Origin of the sequence: Streptomyces axinellae, from assembly GCF_039532135.1 — a bacterium.
Classification (GTDB): Bacteria; Actinomycetota; Actinomycetes; order Streptomycetales; family Streptomycetaceae; genus Streptomyces; species Streptomyces axinellae.
This window is the reverse complement of record NZ_BAAARJ010000001.1, coordinates 130,283-150,194: the sequence shown is the minus strand read 5'-3', so window position 1 is coordinate 150,194 and position 19,912 is coordinate 130,283. Positions and strand designations below refer to the sequence as shown.

At 68.5% G+C, this 19,912-nt stretch carries 13 protein-coding genes; 1 reads left to right on the top strand and 12 read right to left on the bottom strand.

All coding sequences use genetic code 11. From position 1 onward, the window contains the following. Positions 1–2 precede the first annotated feature (2 nt). Positions 3–1,739, bottom strand: coding sequence for an amino acid adenylation domain-containing protein (locus ABD339_RS00505; protein ID WP_344560954.1), 1,737 nt, complete (start codon positions 1,737–1,739; stop codon positions 3–5). A 157-nt stretch (positions 1,740–1,896) separates the two neighbouring features. Then, positions 1,897–2,727, bottom strand: coding sequence for an alpha/beta fold hydrolase (locus ABD339_RS00500; RefSeq protein WP_344560952.1), 831 nt, complete (start codon positions 2,725–2,727; stop codon positions 1,897–1,899). 240 nt (positions 2,728–2,967) lie between these two features. Here ABD339_RS00500 and ABD339_RS00495 point away from each other — a divergent pair, with 240 nt between their 5' ends. Continuing rightward, entirely contained in the window at positions 2,968–4,254 is a 1,287-nt protein-coding gene (locus ABD339_RS00495) for an aminotransferase-like domain-containing protein (RefSeq protein WP_344560950.1), read from the top strand. 15 nt (positions 4,255–4,269) lie between these two features. Here ABD339_RS00495 and mpaM read toward each other — a convergent pair whose 3' ends face one another. From mpaM to ABD339_RS00445, 10 genes are all read right to left on the bottom strand, one after another. Further along, positions 4,270–5,091 carry a daptide-type RiPP biosynthesis methyltransferase gene (gene mpaM, locus ABD339_RS00490; RefSeq protein WP_344560948.1) on the bottom strand — a complete coding sequence of 274 codons (822 nt, stop codon included), beginning with the start codon at positions 5,089–5,091 and terminating at the stop codon, positions 4,270–4,272. 136 nt (positions 5,092–5,227) lie between these two features. Continuing rightward, complete coding sequence (locus ABD339_RS00485; RefSeq protein ID WP_344560946.1) at positions 5,228–6,052, bottom strand: PIG-L deacetylase family protein; 825 nt, start codon at positions 6,050–6,052, stop codon at positions 5,228–5,230. A gap of 354 nt (positions 6,053–6,406) precedes the next feature. Further along, positions 6,407–7,633, bottom strand: coding sequence for a glycosyltransferase (locus tag ABD339_RS00480; RefSeq protein WP_344560944.1), 1,227 nt, complete (start codon positions 7,631–7,633; stop codon positions 6,407–6,409). Positions 7,634–7,840: 207 nt separating this feature from the next. After that, the gene (locus ABD339_RS00475; protein WP_344560942.1) at positions 7,841–9,316 is read right to left on the bottom strand and encodes a tryptophan 7-halogenase; all 1,476 of its coding nucleotides are present in this window, start codon (positions 9,314–9,316) and stop codon (positions 7,841–7,843) included. Between the two features lie 70 nt (positions 9,317–9,386). After that, the gene (locus ABD339_RS00470) at positions 9,387–10,607 is read right to left on the bottom strand and encodes a cytochrome P450 (RefSeq protein ID WP_344560940.1); all 1,221 of its coding nucleotides are present in this window, start codon (positions 10,605–10,607) and stop codon (positions 9,387–9,389) included. A gap of 50 nt (positions 10,608–10,657) precedes the next feature. Continuing rightward, positions 10,658–11,491, bottom strand: a complete 834-nt coding sequence (locus tag ABD339_RS00465) for a sulfotransferase domain-containing protein (protein ID WP_344560938.1) — start codon at positions 11,489–11,491, stop codon at positions 10,658–10,660. A 53-nt stretch (positions 11,492–11,544) separates the two neighbouring features. Further along, complete coding sequence (locus tag ABD339_RS00460; RefSeq protein WP_344560936.1) at positions 11,545–12,741, bottom strand: cytochrome P450; 1,197 nt, start codon at positions 12,739–12,741, stop codon at positions 11,545–11,547. A gap of 44 nt (positions 12,742–12,785) precedes the next feature. Further along, on the bottom strand, positions 12,786–13,991 hold the full coding sequence (locus tag ABD339_RS00455) for a cytochrome P450 (RefSeq protein ID WP_344560935.1): 1,206 nt from the start codon (positions 13,989–13,991) through the stop codon (positions 12,786–12,788). A 116-nt stretch (positions 13,992–14,107) separates the two neighbouring features. After that, positions 14,108–14,317, bottom strand: coding sequence for an MbtH family protein (locus ABD339_RS00450; RefSeq protein WP_344560933.1), 210 nt, complete (start codon positions 14,315–14,317; stop codon positions 14,108–14,110). Next, positions 14,314–19,908, bottom strand: coding sequence for an amino acid adenylation domain-containing protein (locus ABD339_RS00445; RefSeq protein ID WP_344560931.1), 5,595 nt, complete (start codon positions 19,906–19,908; stop codon positions 14,314–14,316). The genes ABD339_RS00450 and ABD339_RS00445 overlap by 4 nt, the downstream gene beginning before the upstream one ends. Between the last annotated feature and the right edge of the window lie 4 nt (positions 19,909–19,912).

Here is a 19,912-nt window from a genome sequence, read left to right as displayed (position 1 = left end):
GGTCACGTCGGTGCGCCGTCGAGCACCTTGGCGAGTTGTGCCACGGTCGGCGCGTTGAAGAATGCCTGCACCCGCAGCCGGACGTTCAGGCTCTCGCGGATGCGGGCCACCAGCCGAGTCGCGAGCAGCGAGTGGCCACCGACCTCGAAGAAGCTGTCCTCGACGCCGACGCTGCTGACGCCGAGCACTTCGGCGAACAGCGCGGCCAGGTGGACCTCCGTGGGTGTGCTCGGCGCTCGCCCCGATGTCGCGCGTTCGGCGTCCTCGGGATCGGGCAGAGCGGCTCGGTCGACCTTGCCGTTCGGCGTTGTCGGCAGGCGCGGCAGGTAGACGACCACGTCGGGAACCAGGTAGGAGGGCAACCGCCTGCGCAGCTGCGCCAGGAGGTGCTCGGCTGCCACCCGCGCGCCCCCCGTGCCGACGACATAGGCGACCAGCCTGTTCTCGTGCTCGGTCACCACCGCCTGGGCCACCCCGTCCACCTCGAACAGGGCGGACTCGACCTCGCCCGGCTCGATCCGGTGTCCGCGGACCTTCAGCTGGTCGTCGGCGCGGCCGACGAAGACGAGCTGGCCGTCCGAACGCGCCCGCACCCGGTCGCCGGTGCGGTACATGCGATCGCCCGGACCGCCGAACGGGTCCGGCAGGAACCGCTGCGCGGTCGCCGCCGGCCGGTACAGGTAGCCGCGGGCGAGGCCGGGGCCGGTCATGTACAACTCGCCCACGTCCCCGTCCGGGACGGCCCGTAGCCGGTCATCCAGGACGTAGGTGCGGACACCGGTGATCGGCCTGCCGATCGGCGGCGTTCCTTCGCCGGTCAGCGGCTCGCTCGCGGTCACCGCGACGGTGGCCTCGGTCGGGCCGTACGCGTTGATCATCAGGCGGTCGGTGGCCCAGCGTTTCGCGACCGGTGCCGGGCACGCCTCACCCGCGACCAGGAGGGTCAGCCCGGGGGGCAGGCCACCGGCTTCCTCCAGCGGCGCCAGCGCGGACGGCGGCAAGGTGATGTGGGTGATGCCCTGATCGCGCACCAGCCGGGCGAGCGGCTCGCCGGGGACCAGGTCCGCCGCGGGAGCCAGCACCAGGCAGCCACCGGCCAGCCAGATCGGCCAGAACTCGGCGACGGCGGCGTCGAAGCTGGGCGACGCGAAAGCCAGCAACCTGCTTTCCGGCAGCAGCCGCTGGCGGCGCACGTAGTCGGCAGCGAGGTTCGGTATCCCGCGGTGTGTGACCAGCACGCCTTTCGGCCGTCCGGTCGAGCCCGAGGTGTAGATGACGTACGCGGGGTGATCGGGAAGCAACGGGCTGAGCCGGTCGTGGTCCTCCAGGTTCGGCTCGGACCGGCATGGCTCGCGCTCCACACTCATGGCGAGGGGAGCACCGGCCACATCCTGTCCCGGCAGGGACAACACGCAATGCGCTGACGCGTCCTCCAGCATCTGCCGCCTGCGTTCCTCCGGATAGTCCCGGTTGACGGGCACGTACGCGGCACCCGCCTTGTGCACGGCCAGGATCGCGATGACGAACTCGATCGACCGCGGCATCACCTGGGCGACCAGCCGTTCCGGTCCGACCCCGTGCTTGACGAGCCGGCGCGCTAAGAGGTTGGCCTCACCGTTCAGCTCTGCGTAGGTCAGTGTGGTGTCGCCCATCGCCGCTGCCGGCCGGTCCGGCACCGCAGCGGCAGTTGCCTCGAACAGTGCGGGCGCCGTGGACGGCGGCACTATCGCCCCGGTCATGCTCGCTCCTCCGCGGCTCCGATCGTATCGGCGGGGCGCCCGGCACGGCCCAGCACATCGTCACCGCCGCACGCACCCCGCCGCCCCGACAGCAGGGCCTCCGGCCCAGGGCGCGCTCCGTGGTCACCTTGGCAGGCCCCAGTTGACTCAAGGGGTGTCATGCGGTCTCCTCCAGTCGTGCGCGGGAATCGGCGCGGAGGAACCGGATCAGCTCGCGGTTCACCGCTTCCGGGTTCTCCAGGTAGCCGAAGTGCCCGCACCCGGGAATCGTGCGGTGTGTCGCGCCGGGAATCGCGGCGGCCAGCTCCCGTCCGGCTGCCGGCGGCGCCACGAGGTCGTGCTCGAACGAGACGACGTGGCAGGGCACCTTGATCACGCGGTAGGCCGCGATGCGGTCGGGCAACGCGCTCAGCAGCAGCTGGGCCCGGACTCCCGGGCCGCCCGGATTCGACGCCGCGAGCAGGTCGAGCCAGTCGGCGGTGAGGTCGTCGTCGGCGAGCGTCACGGAGCCCAGGTTGTGCAGGGCGCGAACGGCGGCGAGGTACCCCCGCGGCAGCTCGGTACCGCGTTCGATCAGCTCCGCCTCGGCCTCCGCGAGCACCCGCTGGACGAGACTGCTCCTGCCGCAGGCCGCCATCAGCACGACCGCATCCAGCAGTTCGGGGCGGGCGAGTGCCAGCTCCTGAGCGATGTACGAGCCCATCGAGGTGCCGACCACGCGGCACGGCGCCACGCCGAGGTGCTCGATCAGGGAGGCCGAGTCCGCGACGAGGTCGTCGACGGTGAATCCGTCCGCGCCCTCGTCGCTGGGCGGGATCCCGCGGTTGTCCATGGTGATCACCCGGAATCCGGCAGCGCGGAGCGCCGGCACCTGGTGCAGGTCCCACACCGAACTCGCCGCCCCCGTACCGGTGAGCAGCAGGACGGGCGGACCATTGCCATGGTCGTGGTAGGACAACCGGATCCCGTTCTCAGTTGTCATCAGCATGCAAGGTCCTCCGCCCACATCCACTGCGCGCAGAGTTTTCGTTTCCCCGCAACGGTCGTGTCCTCCCCGGAGTGCTGTGGCACACGTGTGACCGTACCTTCGGATATCGGGTATCTGGAAGAGCGGCGATAGACATCCATAATTTCGGACGCTCGCAGCGCGAATCAGCGGGAATCGCCATCGGATCGCGTCCACGGCCGCTGCTTGACACCTCGATCGCGTTTGGAAACCCTAGCATTCATGGATTCATACGATCTGTCCACTCGATTGAGCCTGGAAAATCTCCACGGATCGCTCGCCGATCCGGCCATCTCGTCGATGAACCTGCTCAATGAGCTGATCGACGAATACCCTGTGGCCATTTCCATGGCGGCAGGCCGGCCGTACGAAGAGTTTTTCGATGTCCGCCTCATCCACGAGTACATCGACGCCTACTGCGACCATCTCCGGCACGAGCGGAAGCTCGACGAGGCGGAGGTCACCCGCACGCTCTTCCAGTACGGCACCACGAAGGGCGTCATCGCCGATCTCATCGCCCGTAACCTCTCCGAGGACGAGCACATCGACGCCGCCCCCGAGTCCATCGTCGTCACCGTGGGCGCGCAGGAGGCCATGTTTCTGGTGCTCCGCACGCTGCGGGCCGACGAGCGGGACGTGCTGCTCGCCCCCGCCCCCACCTACGTCGGACTGACCGGGGCCGCGCTGCTGACCGACACCCCGGTCTGGCCGGTCCGCTCCACCGAGAACGGCATCGACCCCGAGGACCTCGTCCGCCAGCTGAAGCGTGCCGACGAGCAGGGCAAGCGTGTCCGGGCCTGCTACGTGACGCCCAACTTCGCCAACCCCACGGGCACCAGCATGGATGTGCCCGCCCGCCACCGGCTCCTCGAGGTCGCCGAGGCGGGCGGCATCCTCCTCTTGGAGGACAACGCGTACGGGCTCTACGGATCCGAGCGCCTTCCTGCTCTGAAGGCGCTCGACCGGTCGGGGACGGTGGCCTATATCGGCTCCTTCGCCAAGACCGGCATGCCCGGCGCCCGGGTCGGCTACGTCGTGGCGGATCAGCACCTCGCCGGGGGCGGCATGCTCGCCGACCAGCTCTCGAAGCTCAAGGGCATGCTCACGGTGAACACCTCGCCCATCGCGCAAGCGGTGATCGCCGGAAAGCTCCTGCTCAGCGAGTTCAGTCTGCTCAAGGCCAACGCCAGGGAAATCGCCATCTACCAACGCAACCTCCAGCACACGCTGGGCGAACTCGCCCGCAGGCTCGGCGGCTGCCCTGGGGTCAGCTGGAACACGCCGACGGGCGGGTTCTTCGTCACCGTCACCGTGCCCTTCGTCGTCGACGACGAGTTGCTCAAAGACGCCGCCCGCGACTACGGCGTGCTGTTCACGCCGATGCACCACTTCTACGGCGGCAAGGACGGGTTCAACCAACTCCGGCTTTCGATCAGCCTGCTCACACCGGAGCTGATCGAGGAGGCCGTCTCCCGGCTCGCGGCACTCATCGCCGCACACCTCCCCTGATCCGGGCTCAGTTGGTCATGCGGGATCGCTCTTCGGTGATGCCTCCAGCAACAAGGCGTCATGGCCACCGCGATCCCCGGCGGACCTGAACGAGGTCGGCGCGATCACATCGAAGCCGGCCTGTTCGAGTTCCCGTACCACCTGATTCGCCTCCAGGAGCCTCAAGCGGCTCGTGCAGACGACGAAGGGGGCGGACGTCTCATCGGCGGGGCAGGTGGTGATTTCCTGGATGCCCTCCGCTGGAGACCGCCTTACGTGCAGCACGTACCGCCGACCGCTCCGGCCTGATAGCTCTTGCTGGCGCTCCAGCGACTCCGACCTGCTGGTGTCGGCCATGCTGATCATGAACTGTCCGCCGGGCACCAGGTGTTCGCGAACCGACGCGTACAAGCCGGGCCTGTCGGCGTCGTCCAGGAGGTTGATCGAGCCGTAGCTGATGACCACGGTTCCAAAGCGCTTGCCCAACGCGAAGTCGCTCATATCCCCCTGAACCAGAGTGCACCGATCGCGAAGATCTGCCGGCGCGTCTTCCAACTGCCCCCGGAGAGTGGCGAGCATGGCGGTCGACAGCTCAAGTGCGGTCATCTCGAAGCCGAGCTTCAGGAAAGGGAACGTCAACCGGCCCGTCCCGGCGGCGAGTTCCAGCACCGGTCCGGACGCAGGACGAATGCGGGCGGCCATCTCCCGTGCTTCCGAGGTGCCGTCCGCTTCCTGCATCAGATCGACCCCGACGTCCTCGTCATAGAAACTGCGCAGGACGCCCCGCTCCCCCACGGAGGCCAGCAAAGCTTCCGCGCGAGTGGTCCGTACCGGGCCACGCTCCAGCTGATTACTCATAAGGCCAACCTCCTGGTCGACATTCGTCTGAGGCGCCACCGGATGAGGGTGTCCGCATTCCGGCCCACCTCACACAGATCCTGACGCCGGTCCGGTGGGATCTACCGGCAGAGACGCGAACAGAGCGTCCATGATTTCAGTTGCTGTCTTCGCGAGAGACCACAGACCAGGTCTTTTCGCTGTAGCCGCCGTGTGGCGAGCTTTCCCGGGCATGCTCTTCCAGCTGGGCGAACAAATCCTTGCCGGGCCCGTTGAGCATCGACATTTGAGACGAGTAGAGCCGCAGGGCTTCGCATTTCCGTGTCCACGCCTCCGTCTTGACGGAGCTGAAATCGGGAGGACCGAGATGAAAGCCCTTCGGCAGTTCGACGGCATCCAACCCGAAGATCGCGTGCGGAAGGTCTTCCCAGAGTCGCATCGGAATATCCCGCTCATGCGCCGTGAACAGCGCGGCATCCCGTGCGATCGCATTGTCGATATGACCGTTGGCAGCCGCGCAGGTGATGATCAGCGTCGGAGCGAACTCATCGACAACCGACTCGATGTCGCCCTTTACCGCGGAAAACAGATCCGAATCGTTCTGTGACGATTGCCTGGTGATCGCCACCTTCTGTCGGCCTGGTACGTTCTCGGCCAGCCATTGGCCGTCCGGCGACTTGCGATAAATGGCATCAAGGAATCGGCCATGCCGGTGATCGGCCCCCAGGAGGTCGAGCGCGGCGATGTCTTCTTTTCGGCGATACAGCGATGCGTCTTGGTCCGGCGAGATGTCCCAGATTCCGTGCAATCGCTTCGCCGCCGGAGAGTAAGGAGGCGACACGGTGCCGGCGAATACCGTGTAGACGGTCACCTGTGCACCGTCCTGCTCCGCCTGGGAGAGGCCCGCCCCGAAGGACAGGACCGCTTCGTCCAAATGAGGGGATATGGCCAGTAATCGGGTCCGGTCGGAGCCACGAAACATGGCAGTCAATTTATTGACGGCGTTCCCACGACGCAACAAGTGAGGACTGGACGGACGTTCTTTCCCTGATTCACCGCGATGACCCGCATGGCAGGTCAGTGCACATGCACGTCCGGCACCTACCGCTCGTGGACCGGGATGTGCTGCCCGGGACTGAGCCGGGCCTGCCACCGGGAGCGGCGAACACGCCTGAAAGCGGCCGGGGCCCGAGGTCGATGAACGCGTTGACGGTGCGGTCGCAGATACGGCACCGCGACGCGACCGGCATGCGGTCTCCGCTGTGCTTGCCGTCGAGGGGACGGGGCACGCAGTCCGGACATTCGGCCGCCCGCCGGTTCGCCGGCTCTGTGTGGTTCACACGGGGACAGCCGGCTCGTCCCGGCCGGCCGCGTCGAGCAGCAGTTCCGCGGCCACCGTCGCCCCATCGCCGCGGATCGTGCCCGCCACGGCCGTCGCCCGCGCTCGGGTTCCCGGAGCAAGTGCCGTGTCGAGCGCGGCCGACAGGGAGTCGAACGTCGGGGTCGGACCGTCATGCGCCACCCCGATGCCCAGTTCGGCCACCCGAGAGGCGTAGTACGGCTGATCCGCGATCTGGGGCACCAGGACCTGGGGGGCGCCTGCCCGCGCGGCCACGTGGGTCGTGCCCGCGCCGCCGTGGTGGATGACGGCGGCCACCCGGCCGAACAGCACCTGCTGGTTCACTTCGCCGACGGTGAAGCAGTCCCGCCAGTCGTCGGGCAAGATCAAATCGGCCCATCCGCGGGAGAGGATCACCCGGCGGCCATGGGCGCGGACCGCCTCGACGGCCACCCGGACGGCGTCAGCCGGCGCGCGCAGGCTTCCGAAACCCACGTACACCGGCGGTGACCCGGCATCCAAGAACGCCTCCAACTCCGCCGAAAGGGGCCGTTCGTCCGGCAGGATCCACGCGCCGGTCTGCACGGCGCCGAGGTCCGTCGGCTGCAACGGGGCCAGGGTCGCGTCCGCGGCCAGCCAGGGATGATCGGTGTAGCCGAAGGTGAAGATGTCCTCCACCGGTGGCAGGCCGATCGCGCCCCGACTGCTGTTGAGCGGGCCGCCGTACCGCCGGTAGGCGCTCTGGTTGTTCCCGCCCCACAGTGCCCCGATGTCGGTCACATCCTGTGCGGGCGGCTCGCCGAGGGGCGGTGGCGGCGGGTAGTACGGCGAAGGCACGTAGCTCGGACAGTGGAAGGCGTAGAAGTAGGGGATGCCCAACTGTTCGGCCACCGACCGCACGCCGATCGCGGCGGGCAGCAAGCCGGTCGTCACCACCGCGGCGCACCCCTGGGCGGCGGCCGGGAGCTGGTCGAACTGCACGGCGATCGCCTCGGCCGAGAATCTGAGCATGTCCTCGGGCGACGGCGGCGCGGCTCCGTGTCTCGGCGCGCGCGCCGACGGGCCGACCGGCAGATGCGGCACACCGACCTCGGCCAGCCGGTCCGCGCAGTCCGGCGGTGCGCACAGCAGCGCCTCCGCGCCGAGTTCCCGCAACCCCACCGCCAGTGCCGCCAGTGGTTCGACGTCTCCACGGCTGCCATACGTCGACAACAACACACGCATTTCGCATCCCCTGTTTCCTCGTGCGGTGACCGGCGATGTCTGCCCGTCAAGGAGCGTCGTCGTGGGGGGCACCGCCCGCGCGAGCGGAGCCGAGCGTGGGGCAGCGTGCGATCGCAAGGCGGCCGGAAGTCCTTGAATGGAGCCTCCCCTGCTCTGGGGGTCTTCCCGGCCGAAAACCGGGAGGAGAACTGCCCGTGGTGCGGAGGGTCATGCCGGATGATGGGGCAGCCATTTCATCCCGTCGGGCGAGGTCACGAGCCCGCCGGGGAACAGCGGCAGCTCGGGCTCGGCGTCCTCGCCGAGCAGCGCCTTCATCTGCACCTGCCCTGCCTCCTGCATCGCCTGCTTGACCACCTGCGACTTGAACATCGGCACCATGTCGCCCTGGTCGCCGTCCGCCATCTGGTCCACGGCCGCGGCGAACTCGGCGCTGCGCTCGGCGATCCTGTCCGCCGCCGTCAGCGCCGTCTCACCGGATGACACCCCACCGATCAGCTCCACGAACGCCTCGATATCGGTGTTCTGGTTGTTCGTGACCTTCTTGGCCTGCCAGAAGTACGAGTCCTCGTTCACGTTCATTTGGTAGAACGACATGAGGAACTCGTAGAACACCTGGTACTCGCGGCGATACCGCGCCTCGAACTCGGTCAGTACCGTCTTCTCATCCAGCTCGCCTGCGAGGACGCTGTTGATCGACCGGGCCGCGAGCAGCCCGCTGTAGGTCGCCAGATGCACCCCGGAAGAGAACACCGGGTCCACGAAGCACGCGGCATCGCCGACCAGGACCATCCCTGGCCGCCAGAAAGTCGTCTGCTGGTAGGAGTAGTCCTTGCGGACCCGCAATTCCCCGTACGTGCCGGTCGTCACCCTGGTCGCGCCCGACAGGTATTCCGAAATCATCGGGCACTCGGCGATCAGGGCGTGGTACGCCTTCTCCCGGTCTCCTTGGACCTTCTCGGCCTCCTCCCTGCGCACCACCGCGCCGACGCTGGTCAGCGTGTCACTCAGCGGGATGTACCAGAACCAGCCGCTGTCGAAGGCCACACTCAGGATGTTGCCCGAGATCGGCTCGGGCAGCCGCTTACCGCCCTCGAAGTACCCGAACAGTGCCAGGTTGCGGAAGAACTCAGAATAGTTCCGCGTGCCGCCGACCTTGCCGTACAGCTGGCTCTTGTTGCCCGACGCATCGACCACGAATTGCGCCGATACCGAATGCTCCCTGCCGTCGGGATCGGCGTAACGCAGACCGGTGACGCGCTCGGCATCTTCCACCACATCGGTGACCGCGCACCCCTCCCGCACGACCACACCCTTGCGTCTGGCGTTGTTCAGCAAGATCTCGTCGAACCGCGCCCGCTCGACCTGATAGGCGTGCGACGTCGAGCCGGCCATCAGTGCGGAGATGCCGAAGTGGAACGTCCACGGCTCCGGACGGGCGCCCCAGCGGAACGTGCCGCCCCGCTTCAGCGGGAACCCGGCATCGGCCAGTTCGTCCGCGACACCGAGCATCCGGCACACCCCGTGCACCGTGGCAGGCAGCAACGACTCACCGATCTGGTACCGGGGAAAGTTCTCTTTCTCCAGCAGCAGCACCCGATGGCCCTGCATGGCCACGAGCGTGGCCACAGTCGAACCACCCGGCCCGCCACCAGCCACCACCACATCGAATTCTTCGACCGACATCTCGCCACCGTCTCCTCTGTTGCGGGTCACTTTGTTACGGCTGGGTTTCAGGCTGTGCGGCGCTCGATCGCTACCAGGTCACCGGCACCTGGTCCGGGCAGTCGACGAACGCGTTTCGATACTTCACTTCGCCGATGGGCACTGCCAACCGCAGCCCGGGGAACCGTCGCCAGAGGGCCTGATAGGTGATTCGCAGCATCGCCCTTGCCAACGCCGCGCCCACGCAGTAGTGGATGCCGTGCCCGAATCCGACGTCCGAGACCGGTTCTCGGTCCGCGTCGACGATGTCGGGATTCGGCGTCAGCGCGTCATCCCGGTTGGCCATGAGAATCGAGCACAGGACATAATCCCCCGCCTTGATCAACTGGCCGTCGATGACCACGTCCTTGATGGCCAGACGGGGATTCGGCCCCTGCACGGGTGACAGGTATCGCACCAGTTCAGTGACCACGCGATCGGCCTTCTCGCGGCCTGCGAAGAACAGCGGTATCTGGTCGGGATTATCCAGCAGCGCGACGACCCCGAATCCGATCATCCCCGCGACGGTCTCGACACCCCCGAGGATCAGCGCCATGCACAGGCCCTTCAACTCCTCGTCCGTGATGTTGTCTCCGTGCGCTTGCGCGAGCATGCCGAGGAGCCCCTCGCCGGGGTCCTTCCGCTGCCGGGTGATGAGGTTGTCCAGGTACCGGTTGAACGCCGCGCTGTCGGCGGCTCTCGCCTTGAGCCCGCGGCTCAGATCGACGTTCCGCCTCAACCGCCGGACGAACTCGCGCCGGTCATCCCGCGGAATGCCGAGCAGCTCGCACAGGACACCCGCGCCGATCGGATCGGCGAACTCCCGCTGGAGGTCCGCGGATGGTCCCGCAGCCTCCATCATGTCGAGCCGATCACCGATGAGGTCTTGTATCGCGGGCTCCATCTGGCGGATCCGCCGGACCGTGAACTCCGGTGTCAGCATTTTTCGCAGGCGTGTGTGCTCTGGCGGATCGTAAGTCGATATCTGCCCGACGAACTGCGGCTCGATGCGCGCCCCTGATTCCGCATGGGTGAACCGGGGCCGTGTCGTGAAATTCTCGTGATCACCCAATATCCTGCGCACGACTTCGTAGCCGAATGCCTGCCAGACATAGTCCCGGCCCAGCTGCGCGGATGCCTCCCCGACGATCCGGAACAGCGGTCCGTGCGCTCTGAGTTCGAAGTTGTCCTCATGCGGATCGCAGTTCGTTCTCAGCTTGAAGTTCGGCGGCTCTCGTAAGAGTGGCGCGAGCTGACCGATATCCTGCCCCATCCGAGTGCAATCTCCTTCACTGGCCGAGACCGGCGTTCGGAGGTAGCCGTCTAGCCGGCATACCCGTACTGCTTCGCGTAATGAGCGAATCCGGAGTCGCCGTGCAACAACTCCTGGTAGGCGGACTCGACATCCTCGCCCAGGAAGGACAGCGACCGGTCGCCGTACCTGCCCTCGCCCACGAATTTCGGCCCATCGCCGCTGGCCTCCTGGCCAGTGGGCGATGTACCGCCCCCCGACCGCGCGCTCTGGTGCTCCAGTTCGCGCATTCGTTCCAGGGTGCTGGCATCCACCGCGCGGCGTATGTCCCCGATCTCGACGGGCTGCCCGAGGTCGAGGAATTCGATGATCTCGGAGAACCGTGCTACCGGATCGGCCCGTAGATCCTCATAACGCACCGTCAGCAGGCCCGCGTCCGGGAAGCGGTCACTCGGCGACTCGGTCCAGCTCCGCACGTTCTCCGGCCACGACCCGATACCGACCCCCGGCGAGAGTGCCGCCAGTTGATGGCCGCCTGTGGCGATGAACTCGTGGGCGAAGGCGCGGCTTCTCTCCAGGTCGTCGAGCGGTATCGCGGCCATGCGCAGCGAGCTGAGCAGGATGTCCCTGGGATTGCGCACGAGATAGAGAACCTTGACGGTCGCCTTCCGCAATACGTCCAGCACCGGTACGTCGGCCCTGAGATGCGTCTTCACCAGCACCGGTTCCGCCGGCTCTGTCGGCGGCAGGTCGCCGAAACGCAGCATCCCCTCAAGCACGGGGGTCGTGGCGTACACATCGTTCCAGACCTGCGGTGTCTTGCCCGTTATATAGGCGGCCAGCATGCACCTGAGCCACGTGTTCCCGGCCTTGGGATAGGACGCGATCCATCGGATTCCGTTCATACCTGCTCCTCAGTGGACTTTGCAGCACGGGTCACAGCAGTTGTCCCAGGCGATCACCAAGCGACCATCAGCTCCGTCAGTCCATACGCGGGGGTGGTCGAACGGAACATGTTCTCCTGGGCCGGGTCCGCAAGCCTCAGCGTGGGGAAACGCCGCCACAGAGCGGTATAGACCGTCCGCAGTTCGAGGCGGGCCAAAGCAGCTCCCAGGCAGTGATGGACGCCGTGCCCGAACGCGACATGCGGGACGGGCTCGCGCGTGACATCGAGGCGCTCCGGATCCGGCGTCAGGGCAGGGTCACGGTTGGCCGCCGGGAGCGAGCAGATGACGCTCTCCCCCTTCTTGACCAGCTGATCCCCGATGGTGACGTCCTGCATGGCGATGCGGGGTGTCGGGGAATAGGTGACCGTCAGGTAGCGGAGCAGCTCCTCGACCGCCCGTTGCGCCGACCTCTCATCGTCCCGGAGCGCGCCGATCTGCTCCGGGTGCCGCAGCAGCGCCAGCACGCCCAGCCCGATCATGCCGGAGATGTTGTCGTCGCCGGCCAGCATCACTTGAACGCAAAAGCCTCTCAGCTCCTCGTCCGTCGCTGCGTCGCCGTACGCGGCGACGACGGCTCCGATCATCCCCTCGCCCGGATCCTTCCGTTCCCTGGCGATCATCGCCAACAGGTAGCGGGAGAACGCCTCGCCCGCCGCGGCCCGCCTCTTCGGGCTTCGCGAGGCGTCGAGGTGTCCGTGACACAGCTGCATGAACATGGCCCGGTCGTCACGGGGCACGCCGAGCAGCTCGCACAGCACGGCCCCGGGCACCTGGTCGGCGACGAACTCGATCAGATCCGCGGGGGATCCCGCCTGCTCCATGGCATCGAGGCGCTCGGTCACGATCTGCTCGATGTACGGCTGTAGACGTTGCATCTTGCGCAGAGTGAACCCGGGGGTCAGCTTCTGCCGCATCCGGGTGTGCTCCGGCGGGTCGTAGTCCATCAGGTTCCCGACCAGCTCGCGCGGCCGGAAGATGCCCTCCCCGCCGACCCCGTCCCGGGGGTCCCAGCGTCGCCGGGTGCTGAACCTTCCGTGGTCGCCCATCACCTGTCGGACCAGGGTGTGCGTGGTCGCCATCCAGCGGGTCTCGGCGTCCGCTCCGGATCCGACGGTGACCCTCGTCAGCGGTCCCGAGGCGAGCAGTTCGTCCGCCGGATCGAGACCCTGCCTGCGAACGTGGACGGGCCGCGAGTCGTCGTCACTCAACGGGAAGCTCCTCCCCCACCATCGATTCTCCTCCCAGACCGGCGCTACCAGTTGAGCCGCAGAGCCTCCACGTTGAACGGCGGCCGGCCCAACTTGACCTCGCGATCCGGTTCGGCCAGCCGCAGGGTGGGAAAGCGGTGCGCCAGAGCCGGAATCGCCACCCGGAACACCAACTCGGCCAGCGACCGGCCGAGGCAGTGGTGGATGCCGTGCCCGAACGCGACATGCGCGGGCTTTCCCCTGGTGATGTCGAACCGGTCGTCGGGGCCGGGGAAGTTCCAGCGGTTCGCGGCCAGGAAGGAGGGTGTGACGGTGTCGCCCGCCTTGATGGGGCAACCACTGATGTGCACGTCCTCCAACGCGACGCGCGGAGTGGTCTTCTCGTCGCTGGTGATATACCGGACCACCTCATCCAGCCAGTCCGGCACGGTGTCCGGCCTCTCCCGCAGCAGGGCGAACTGCTCGGGCTCCTCGACCATCAGCCATGCGCCCGCCGCGAGGAAGCGAGCCACCTGGTCCCCGCCCGCACCCATGACGAACGCGGCGACTCCGATCAGCTCCGCGTCGGTGATCTCGTCGCCGTGCTCCCGCACCACCACACCGAACAGGTCGTCACCGGGATCGCGCCGGGTACGGGTGACGACCTGGTTCATGTACGCCCAGAACTTGTTTCCCGCCGCCAGGCGCCGCTTGCCCGACCGTTCGGCCCGGCTGGCGTGCAGGGCGCGGGACAGCTCCACCTGGTCATCTCGTGGAATGCCGACGAAGTCGCAGGTCACCGTCGTCGCGATGGGCCACCCGAAACGCGGGACGAAATCCACCGGGCCACCGGTGGTCTCGATGTCGTCAAGGGTGGCCTCGACGACCTTCTCGACCTGCGGCCGGAATCCCTGTATTCGCCGGATGGCGAACGGGCCCGTCACCATCCGGCGCAGGCGCGTGTGCTCCGGTGGATCGTACTGAGTGAGGAAGCCGGGGAATATGAAACCGGCCGCGGTGCCACGGTAGAGCAGCTTGGAGCTGAATTTGTCCGAGCCGAGAACTTGCCGGATCTCGTCGTACCCGGCGGCAAGCCACGCGGTCCGCCCTTCGGGGGCATCCTCGACGCCCAGTACGGCCATGGGGCCCTTGGCCATCAGGGCGCGTAACTCCGGCACCGGATCGAACCGGTCCCGCCGGTGTATGTCCAAGCCCAGGTCAACGTTGATCTCCTCGAACGTGCCCCGGACAACGTTGTTCTCCTCGAACACTGCACAGGTCCTTTCGCCTCGTCCAGTCCTCGGATGCGGAAGGGTTGTCGCGAGTCGGCCGGACGAGCGTCGAGCTCGTCCAACCGTCCGCATTGAGCAGCTGGACGCCTTACTTCTCAGGCGCCGGCTTCCTGGATGAGGCTCTTGGGCCGGAGGTCCGTCCAGTTCTCCTCGATGTAGGTGAGGCATTCCTGACGGGCGGCCTCGCCGTAGACACTGGTCCAGCCGGCCGGCACTTCCGCGAAGGACGGCCAGAGGGAATGCTGGCCCTCGTCGTTGACCAGCACGAAAAAGGAACCGTTCTCGTCGTCGAACGGGTTGGTCATCGTTGTGTCCTTTCACTCTTCGGCCGGGAACGGAGTTTCTCGGCGACGATGGATCCAATCTGGGCCAGAGCCGCGGGTTGCACCAGGTCGTAGTGGTTGGACGGGATCTCGTGGGGCTCGATGGTTCCGCTGGTGAAGTCCCTCCAGCTGGCTATCGCCTCCGGTACGGGCAGATGCGCCGGCCGGTCCACCGAGGCGATGAAGAGCAGGATGTCGCCGGCGAAGGGCGAGGCGGTGTGCTGCGGCCCGACCTTCCAGAGGTTTCGCATCACCGCCTCAAGGCGCTTCCTGGCGCCGGGCCCCTGGACCATTCCACCGGCGAGCTCCAGGTCCTGCTGCTTGCGCTTTTCCACGGCCTCCTCGTCGCGCATGGCTTCTTCGCTCACCGTGCCGGTCGCGTTCCGTCCCATGTAGACGGGATAGGCGTCGAGCAGGGCGAGCAGGGCGACCTCCTCCCCTTCCGCCTCCAGCACCGCGGCCATCGCCTGCGCGATCCGCCCGCCGAGGGACCAGCCGAGGAGGTGGTACGGCCCGGTCGGCTGCAGCGCGCGGATCTGCTGGAGGTAATCGGCCGCCATCTCCTCGACGCTGCCGGGCAGGGGTTCGGTACGGGCCAAGCCGCGCGCCTGCACTCCGTAGACCGGCTGATTCGCCGGAAGATGCCGCAGCAACGGCTGATAGTTCCAGCTCAGGCCGCCGCTCGCGTGGAGGCAGAACAGTGGCGGGCGGTCACCGCCGACTTGCAGCGGCAGCAGGATCTCGTAGTCACCCGTCTTCACCGAAGGGGTCGAGCGCCGCCGCTCGCCTACGACGACCAGGGTTTCGACGGAGGTCTTCCGGGCGAGCGAGCCCGTGCGCAGCATCTGATGTCCCGGAGTCCCGAACGGACAGGGCACGGTCGGCTGACCGGCCCTGCCCGCGTCCACTGCCGGCCCGGTGACGTAGAGATCGCCCACGGCCCCCGGAGGGACCGGGCGCAGCTGGTCGTCGAGCAGGAGCGCGCCGAGCGGACCGTCCTCGTCCAGGCCGGCGAGCGCCGGGGGCACGGCCCCGGGCCACCGCGCCGGTGCGAGGACCGGACGGCTGCGTTCGGAGTCGTCCAGGACGATGTCCAGGTCGCTGATCCGCCGCTGGGGATCCTCCGCCACCTGTTCCAGGACGCGGACCAGCCGCCGGGCCACCGACTCGGCCGTGTCCCGGTCGAACAGGTCGGTGGCATAGCGCAGGGTGCCTTCGAAGCCGTCCTCGCTGTCGTCGTCGCGGTGGTCGGTGAGCGTGAACGCGAGGTCCAGCTCCATGGCCTCGGCCCCGCCGGGTTCGACATCGGTGCGCAGGCCCGGCAGTTCCGTCGCGTCCCAGGTGCCGAGCCCCTCCTCCAACACCTCCAGTCCCACCTGGAAGACGGGGTGGCGGGCGAGTGAGGCGGGCAGGCCGAGCAGCTCGGCGACCCGCTCGAAGGGCACGTCCACGTGCTCGTGTGCGGCTTGGACCACTTCCTGCACGCGGGTGACGACTTCCAGGAAGGTCGGGTCGCCCGAGACGTCCGTGCGCAGGGCGACCGGCCGGGCGAACGGCCCGATCATCGGCTCAAGGTCGATGAGGTCCTCGTCCCGGGGCAGCGTCGTGCCGATCACCAGGTCGTGGCCCGCTCCCAGTTTCGTCAGCAGCATGGCCAGCGCGGCGTGCACCACCGAGAACGCGTCCGCGTCGGCCGAATCCGCTGTGTCCATCAACCGGGCGTGCGGGCCCGCGTCCAGCCGCAGTCCGACCGCACCGGCCCGACGCGAGGGGAGCGCCGGCCGCGGGCGGTCGAACGGCAGCACCGTCTCTCCGTCGATTCCGGCCAGGTTGTCCTGCCAGAAGGCGACCTGCTCGTTGGTGAGGCTACGCGGCTCGTCCGCGTCCGCGAGCAGACGCTGCTCCCAGATGGCGTAGTCGGCGAACTGCAGTGCCAGGGGCGCGCGTTCCGGGACCCGGCCCTCGCGCCGCGCGCCGTACGCGGCTGCCAGATCGCGGAAGAAGACGTCCAGCGAGTCGTCGTCGGCGAGGATCCGGTGCACCCGCAGGTGCAGCAGGTGCTCCTTTTCCGAGAGTCCGAAAAGGTCACATCGCCACGGCACGTCCTCGGTGAGGTCGAACACCTGCTCGCGCTGCTCGGCGAGCAGCCGGGGGAGGTCCTCCTCGGTGGCCGGGAGGGGAGTCAGCTCGACCGCCAGGGTGTCTTGAATGTGCTGGTGGACGCTCTGCGCATCGCCGGGGAAGGTCGTGCGGAGGATTTCGTGCCGGGCCGCGACATCGCCGAGCGCCGCCGCCAGCGCGGGCACGTCCAACCGGCCGCGCAGGCGCAGTGCGACCGCTGCGTGCAGGCCGGCCGTCTCCTTCCCGGGATCGGCGAGCAGCCGGGCGCGCAGCTGCCGGACGGTGACCGGCACCCGGTCCGGCCGCCGGGCGGCTTCCAGCGCGGGGCGTGACTTCGCGGCAAGCACCCTCGCCAGACCCGCGGGTGTCGGCGAGGAGAACAGCTGCCGGATGGGCAGATCCGCGCCGAGTTCCTCACGGATCCGCGCGATGAGCCGCATGGCAAGCGCCGAACTCCCGCCGAGGTCGTGGAAGGTGTCGTCGCCGCCTACCTGGTCGACGCCGAGGATCTCGGAGAACAGCGCACACAGCACCTTCTCGGTCTCGCTCTCCGGGGCCTTCTCCGACGCGTGTCCCGCGAGATCCGGGGCGGGCAGGGCCCGGCGATCCACCTTGCCGTGCGCGGTGACCGGCAGGCCGGGCAGGGCGACAACCGCCACCGGGACCATGTACGCGGGCAGGACCAGGGCCAGGTTCCGCCGGATCTGTGCTGCTCCGGCATCACTGCCGTCGGAGACGAACCAGCCCACCAGACGCTTCTCGCCCGGCTGGTCCTCCCGCGCCATGACGACCGCCTCGACCACCCCGGGCTGGGCCGCCAACGCGGCCTCCACCTCGCCCAGCTCCACCCGGTAGCCGCGGATCTTCACCTGGTCGTCGGCGCGGCCGAGGAAGACCACCTCGCCGTCCCGGTTCCAGCGCGCCAGGTCTCCGGTGCGGTACATCGGCTCCCCGGCGAGGAAGGGGCATGCCACGAACCGTTCGGCCGTCAGGCCGGGGCTGCTGAGGTACCCGCGGGCCAGCCCCGTTCCGGCGATGTACAGCTCGCCGGCCACTCCCGGCGCGACCGGGCGCAGGAAGGCATCGAGGATGTAGACCTTGCGGTTGGTCATGGGACGGCCGACCGGCAGCTCCCCCCCGAGTTCCTCGCCGGGCTCGATCGGCTTCCACGTCGCGCACAGGGTCGTCTCGGTCGGTCCGTAGGTGTTCCGCACCCGCAGGGCGGGCTGGGCCCGCCGCAGGTTCCGCACCGACTGCGCGGGAACCACGTCCCCGCCGGTCCCGATCTCGACCAGACCCGCGAAACACTCCGGAGATGTCTCCGCCAGGGCGCGGAAGGTACCGGCGGTGAGGTGGACGGCGGTCGCGCCCCGCTCGACTGCCTGGCGTACCCCGGCGGCGTCCAGCACTCCCGGCTCGGTGAGCAGGACCCGGCCGCCCATGGCGAGCGGCACCCACATCGCGTAGAGCGAGGGGTCGAAGACGTGCGTCGCGTGCATCAGCACGCCATCGCCCGGACCGATCCGCCAGCCCGCGTCACCGGCCAGGCCGGCCACGGCCCCGTGGGGGATGCCAACGCCCTTCGGGAGGCCGGTGGATCCGGAGGTGTACATCACGTACGCGAGGTCGCCGGCGCTCGGCTGGGTCCGCGGCGCCGTGGCGGCACAGCCTTCGACGGCAGCCCGCGTCTCCGGGGCGTCGAGGACGATCGCGTCCTTCGGTGCGACTGCGCTGGTCGCCTCGGTGCACAGGACTGTGGAGACCGTGGAGTCGTCGAGAATGAACGCGATCCGCTCGGCCGGGTACTCGACGTCCACCGGGACGTATGCCGCACCTGCCTTCCAGATCGCCAGGAACGCGATCAGCAGGTCCGGCGACCTGTCCATGGCCACCCCGACCCGGTCGCCGCGGCAGACGCCACGAGCGGCGAGGTGGCCGGCCAGCCGGTTCGAAGCCCGGTCGATTTCGGCGTAGGTCAGGTCGGCGCCGCCGGCGTCGGTGACCGCCACCGCGTCCGGCGCCGCGGCCACCCGCCGCGCGAACATCCCGACCACGGACTCCCCCGGCACCGGGCCCGCGGTCGCGTTCCATTCGTCCACCACCAGGGCGCGCTCGGTCTCGCTCAGCAGCGTCAGGCGGCCCACGAGCACATCGGGCTCGGTGACCAGCCGCTCCAGCACGCGAGCCAGCGCGCCCACGACCGATTCGGCGACCGCGTGATCGAACAGGCCCCGGTCGTAGTCGAGGATGAGCGGCATCCGCTCGCCGGGGCCGGTGATCAGGGTGAACGGGTAATGCGAGGAGTTGCGCCCCCGCTTCATCGGGTGCAGGATCAGGCCGCCTTCCGGCGCCTGGCCGAGTCCCTTGCGCGGGAAGTTCTCGTAGATGATGAGCGTGTCGAAGACCGCTCCGGGTCCGGCGGCGGCCTGCACGTCCTGGAGGCCGAGATGGTGGTGGGCCATGAGTGCCGACTGGTCGCGCTGCAGTTCGGCGAAGAGTTCGACGGCCCGCCGCCCGCCGTCGAGCCGGACTCGCACCGGCAGGGTGTTGAGCAGTTGGCCGACCATCGACTCCACACCGGCGAGGTCGCCGGGCCGCCCCGAGGCGGTCGCGCCGAATACGACGTCGGTACGGCCTGCCAGTTGCGACAGCACGACGGCCCACGCGCCCTGCACGATGCTGTTCAGAGTGAGGTCGTGACCGCGCGCCAGCCCGGCCAGACCGTCCGTCAGTTCCGTGGACAGCTCGATCATCACCGTGTCGATGTCCGGCACGCGGGTCGGATCGGCCGGGGCGACGGTGGTGGGCGTGTCCAGCCCCGCGAACTCTTCGCGCCAGGCTGCCTTGGCCGACTCCTTGTCCTGCCGGGCCAGCCATACGAGATAGTCCCGGTAGGACACGGTGGGCGGGAGCCCGGACGCGTCCCCGCCCGCCGCGTAGATCGCGGCCAGTTCGCGGTGGATGACCGGCATCGACCAGCCGTCCACCAGCACATGGTGAAGGGTGTGCACGAGCCGGTGGCGCTCGGGGCCGAGCCGGATCAGGTGCAGTTTCATCAGCGGCGCCGTCTCGATGTGCAGCCGCTCGGACACCTCGTCCGCGGCCAGCCGGTCCACCTCGCTGTCGGCGTTGTCGTCCGGCAGCCCGGAAAGATCCGTCTCCCGCCAGGGGACCTCGGCGTCCCGCGCGATGACCTGCACCATCTGCGCGCCGCTGACATAGCGGAAGCAGGCCCGCAGCGCGGCATGCCGGTCCACGACGGCCTGCCACGACGCCCTCAGCCGGGCGGCGTCCAGTGGGCCGTCGATGCCGTAAACGGTCTGCACCGTGTAGGTGTCCGGCCCGTCGTGGTCGAGTGCGGTGTGGTACAGCATCCCTTCCTGCAACGAGGAAAGGGGCCAGACGTCCTCCACGCTGGAGCGGGGCTTCGGGCGAGTGCCGTCAACTGTCACAGTC

Coding starts and splice junctions, on each gene's coding strand:
- ABD339_RS00505 (WP_344560954.1), bottom strand. CDS start 1,739: ATGACCGGGGCGATAGTGCCGCCGTCCACGGCGCCCGCACTGTTCGAG.
- ABD339_RS00500 (WP_344560952.1), bottom strand. CDS start 2,727: ATGCTGATGACAACTGAGAACGGGATCCGGTTGTCCTACCACGACCAT.
- ABD339_RS00495 (WP_344560950.1), top strand. CDS start 2,968: ATGGATTCATACGATCTGTCCACTCGATTGAGCCTGGAAAATCTCCAC.
- mpaM (WP_344560948.1), bottom strand. CDS start 5,091: ATGAGTAATCAGCTGGAGCGTGGCCCGGTACGGACCACTCGCGCGGAA.
- ABD339_RS00485 (WP_344560946.1), bottom strand. CDS start 6,052: ATGTTTCGTGGCTCCGACCGGACCCGATTACTGGCCATATCCCCTCAT.
- ABD339_RS00480 (WP_344560944.1), bottom strand. CDS start 7,633: ATGCGTGTGTTGTTGTCGACGTATGGCAGCCGTGGAGACGTCGAACCA.
- ABD339_RS00475 (WP_344560942.1), bottom strand. CDS start 9,316: ATGTCGGTCGAAGAATTCGATGTGGTGGTGGCTGGTGGCGGGCCGGGT.
- ABD339_RS00470 (WP_344560940.1), bottom strand. CDS start 10,607: ATGGGGCAGGATATCGGTCAGCTCGCGCCACTCTTACGAGAGCCGCCG.
- ABD339_RS00465 (WP_344560938.1), bottom strand. CDS start 11,491: ATGAACGGAATCCGATGGATCGCGTCCTATCCCAAGGCCGGGAACACG.
- ABD339_RS00450 (WP_344560933.1), bottom strand. CDS start 14,317: ATGACCAACCCGTTCGACGACGAGAACGGTTCCTTTTTCGTGCTGGTC.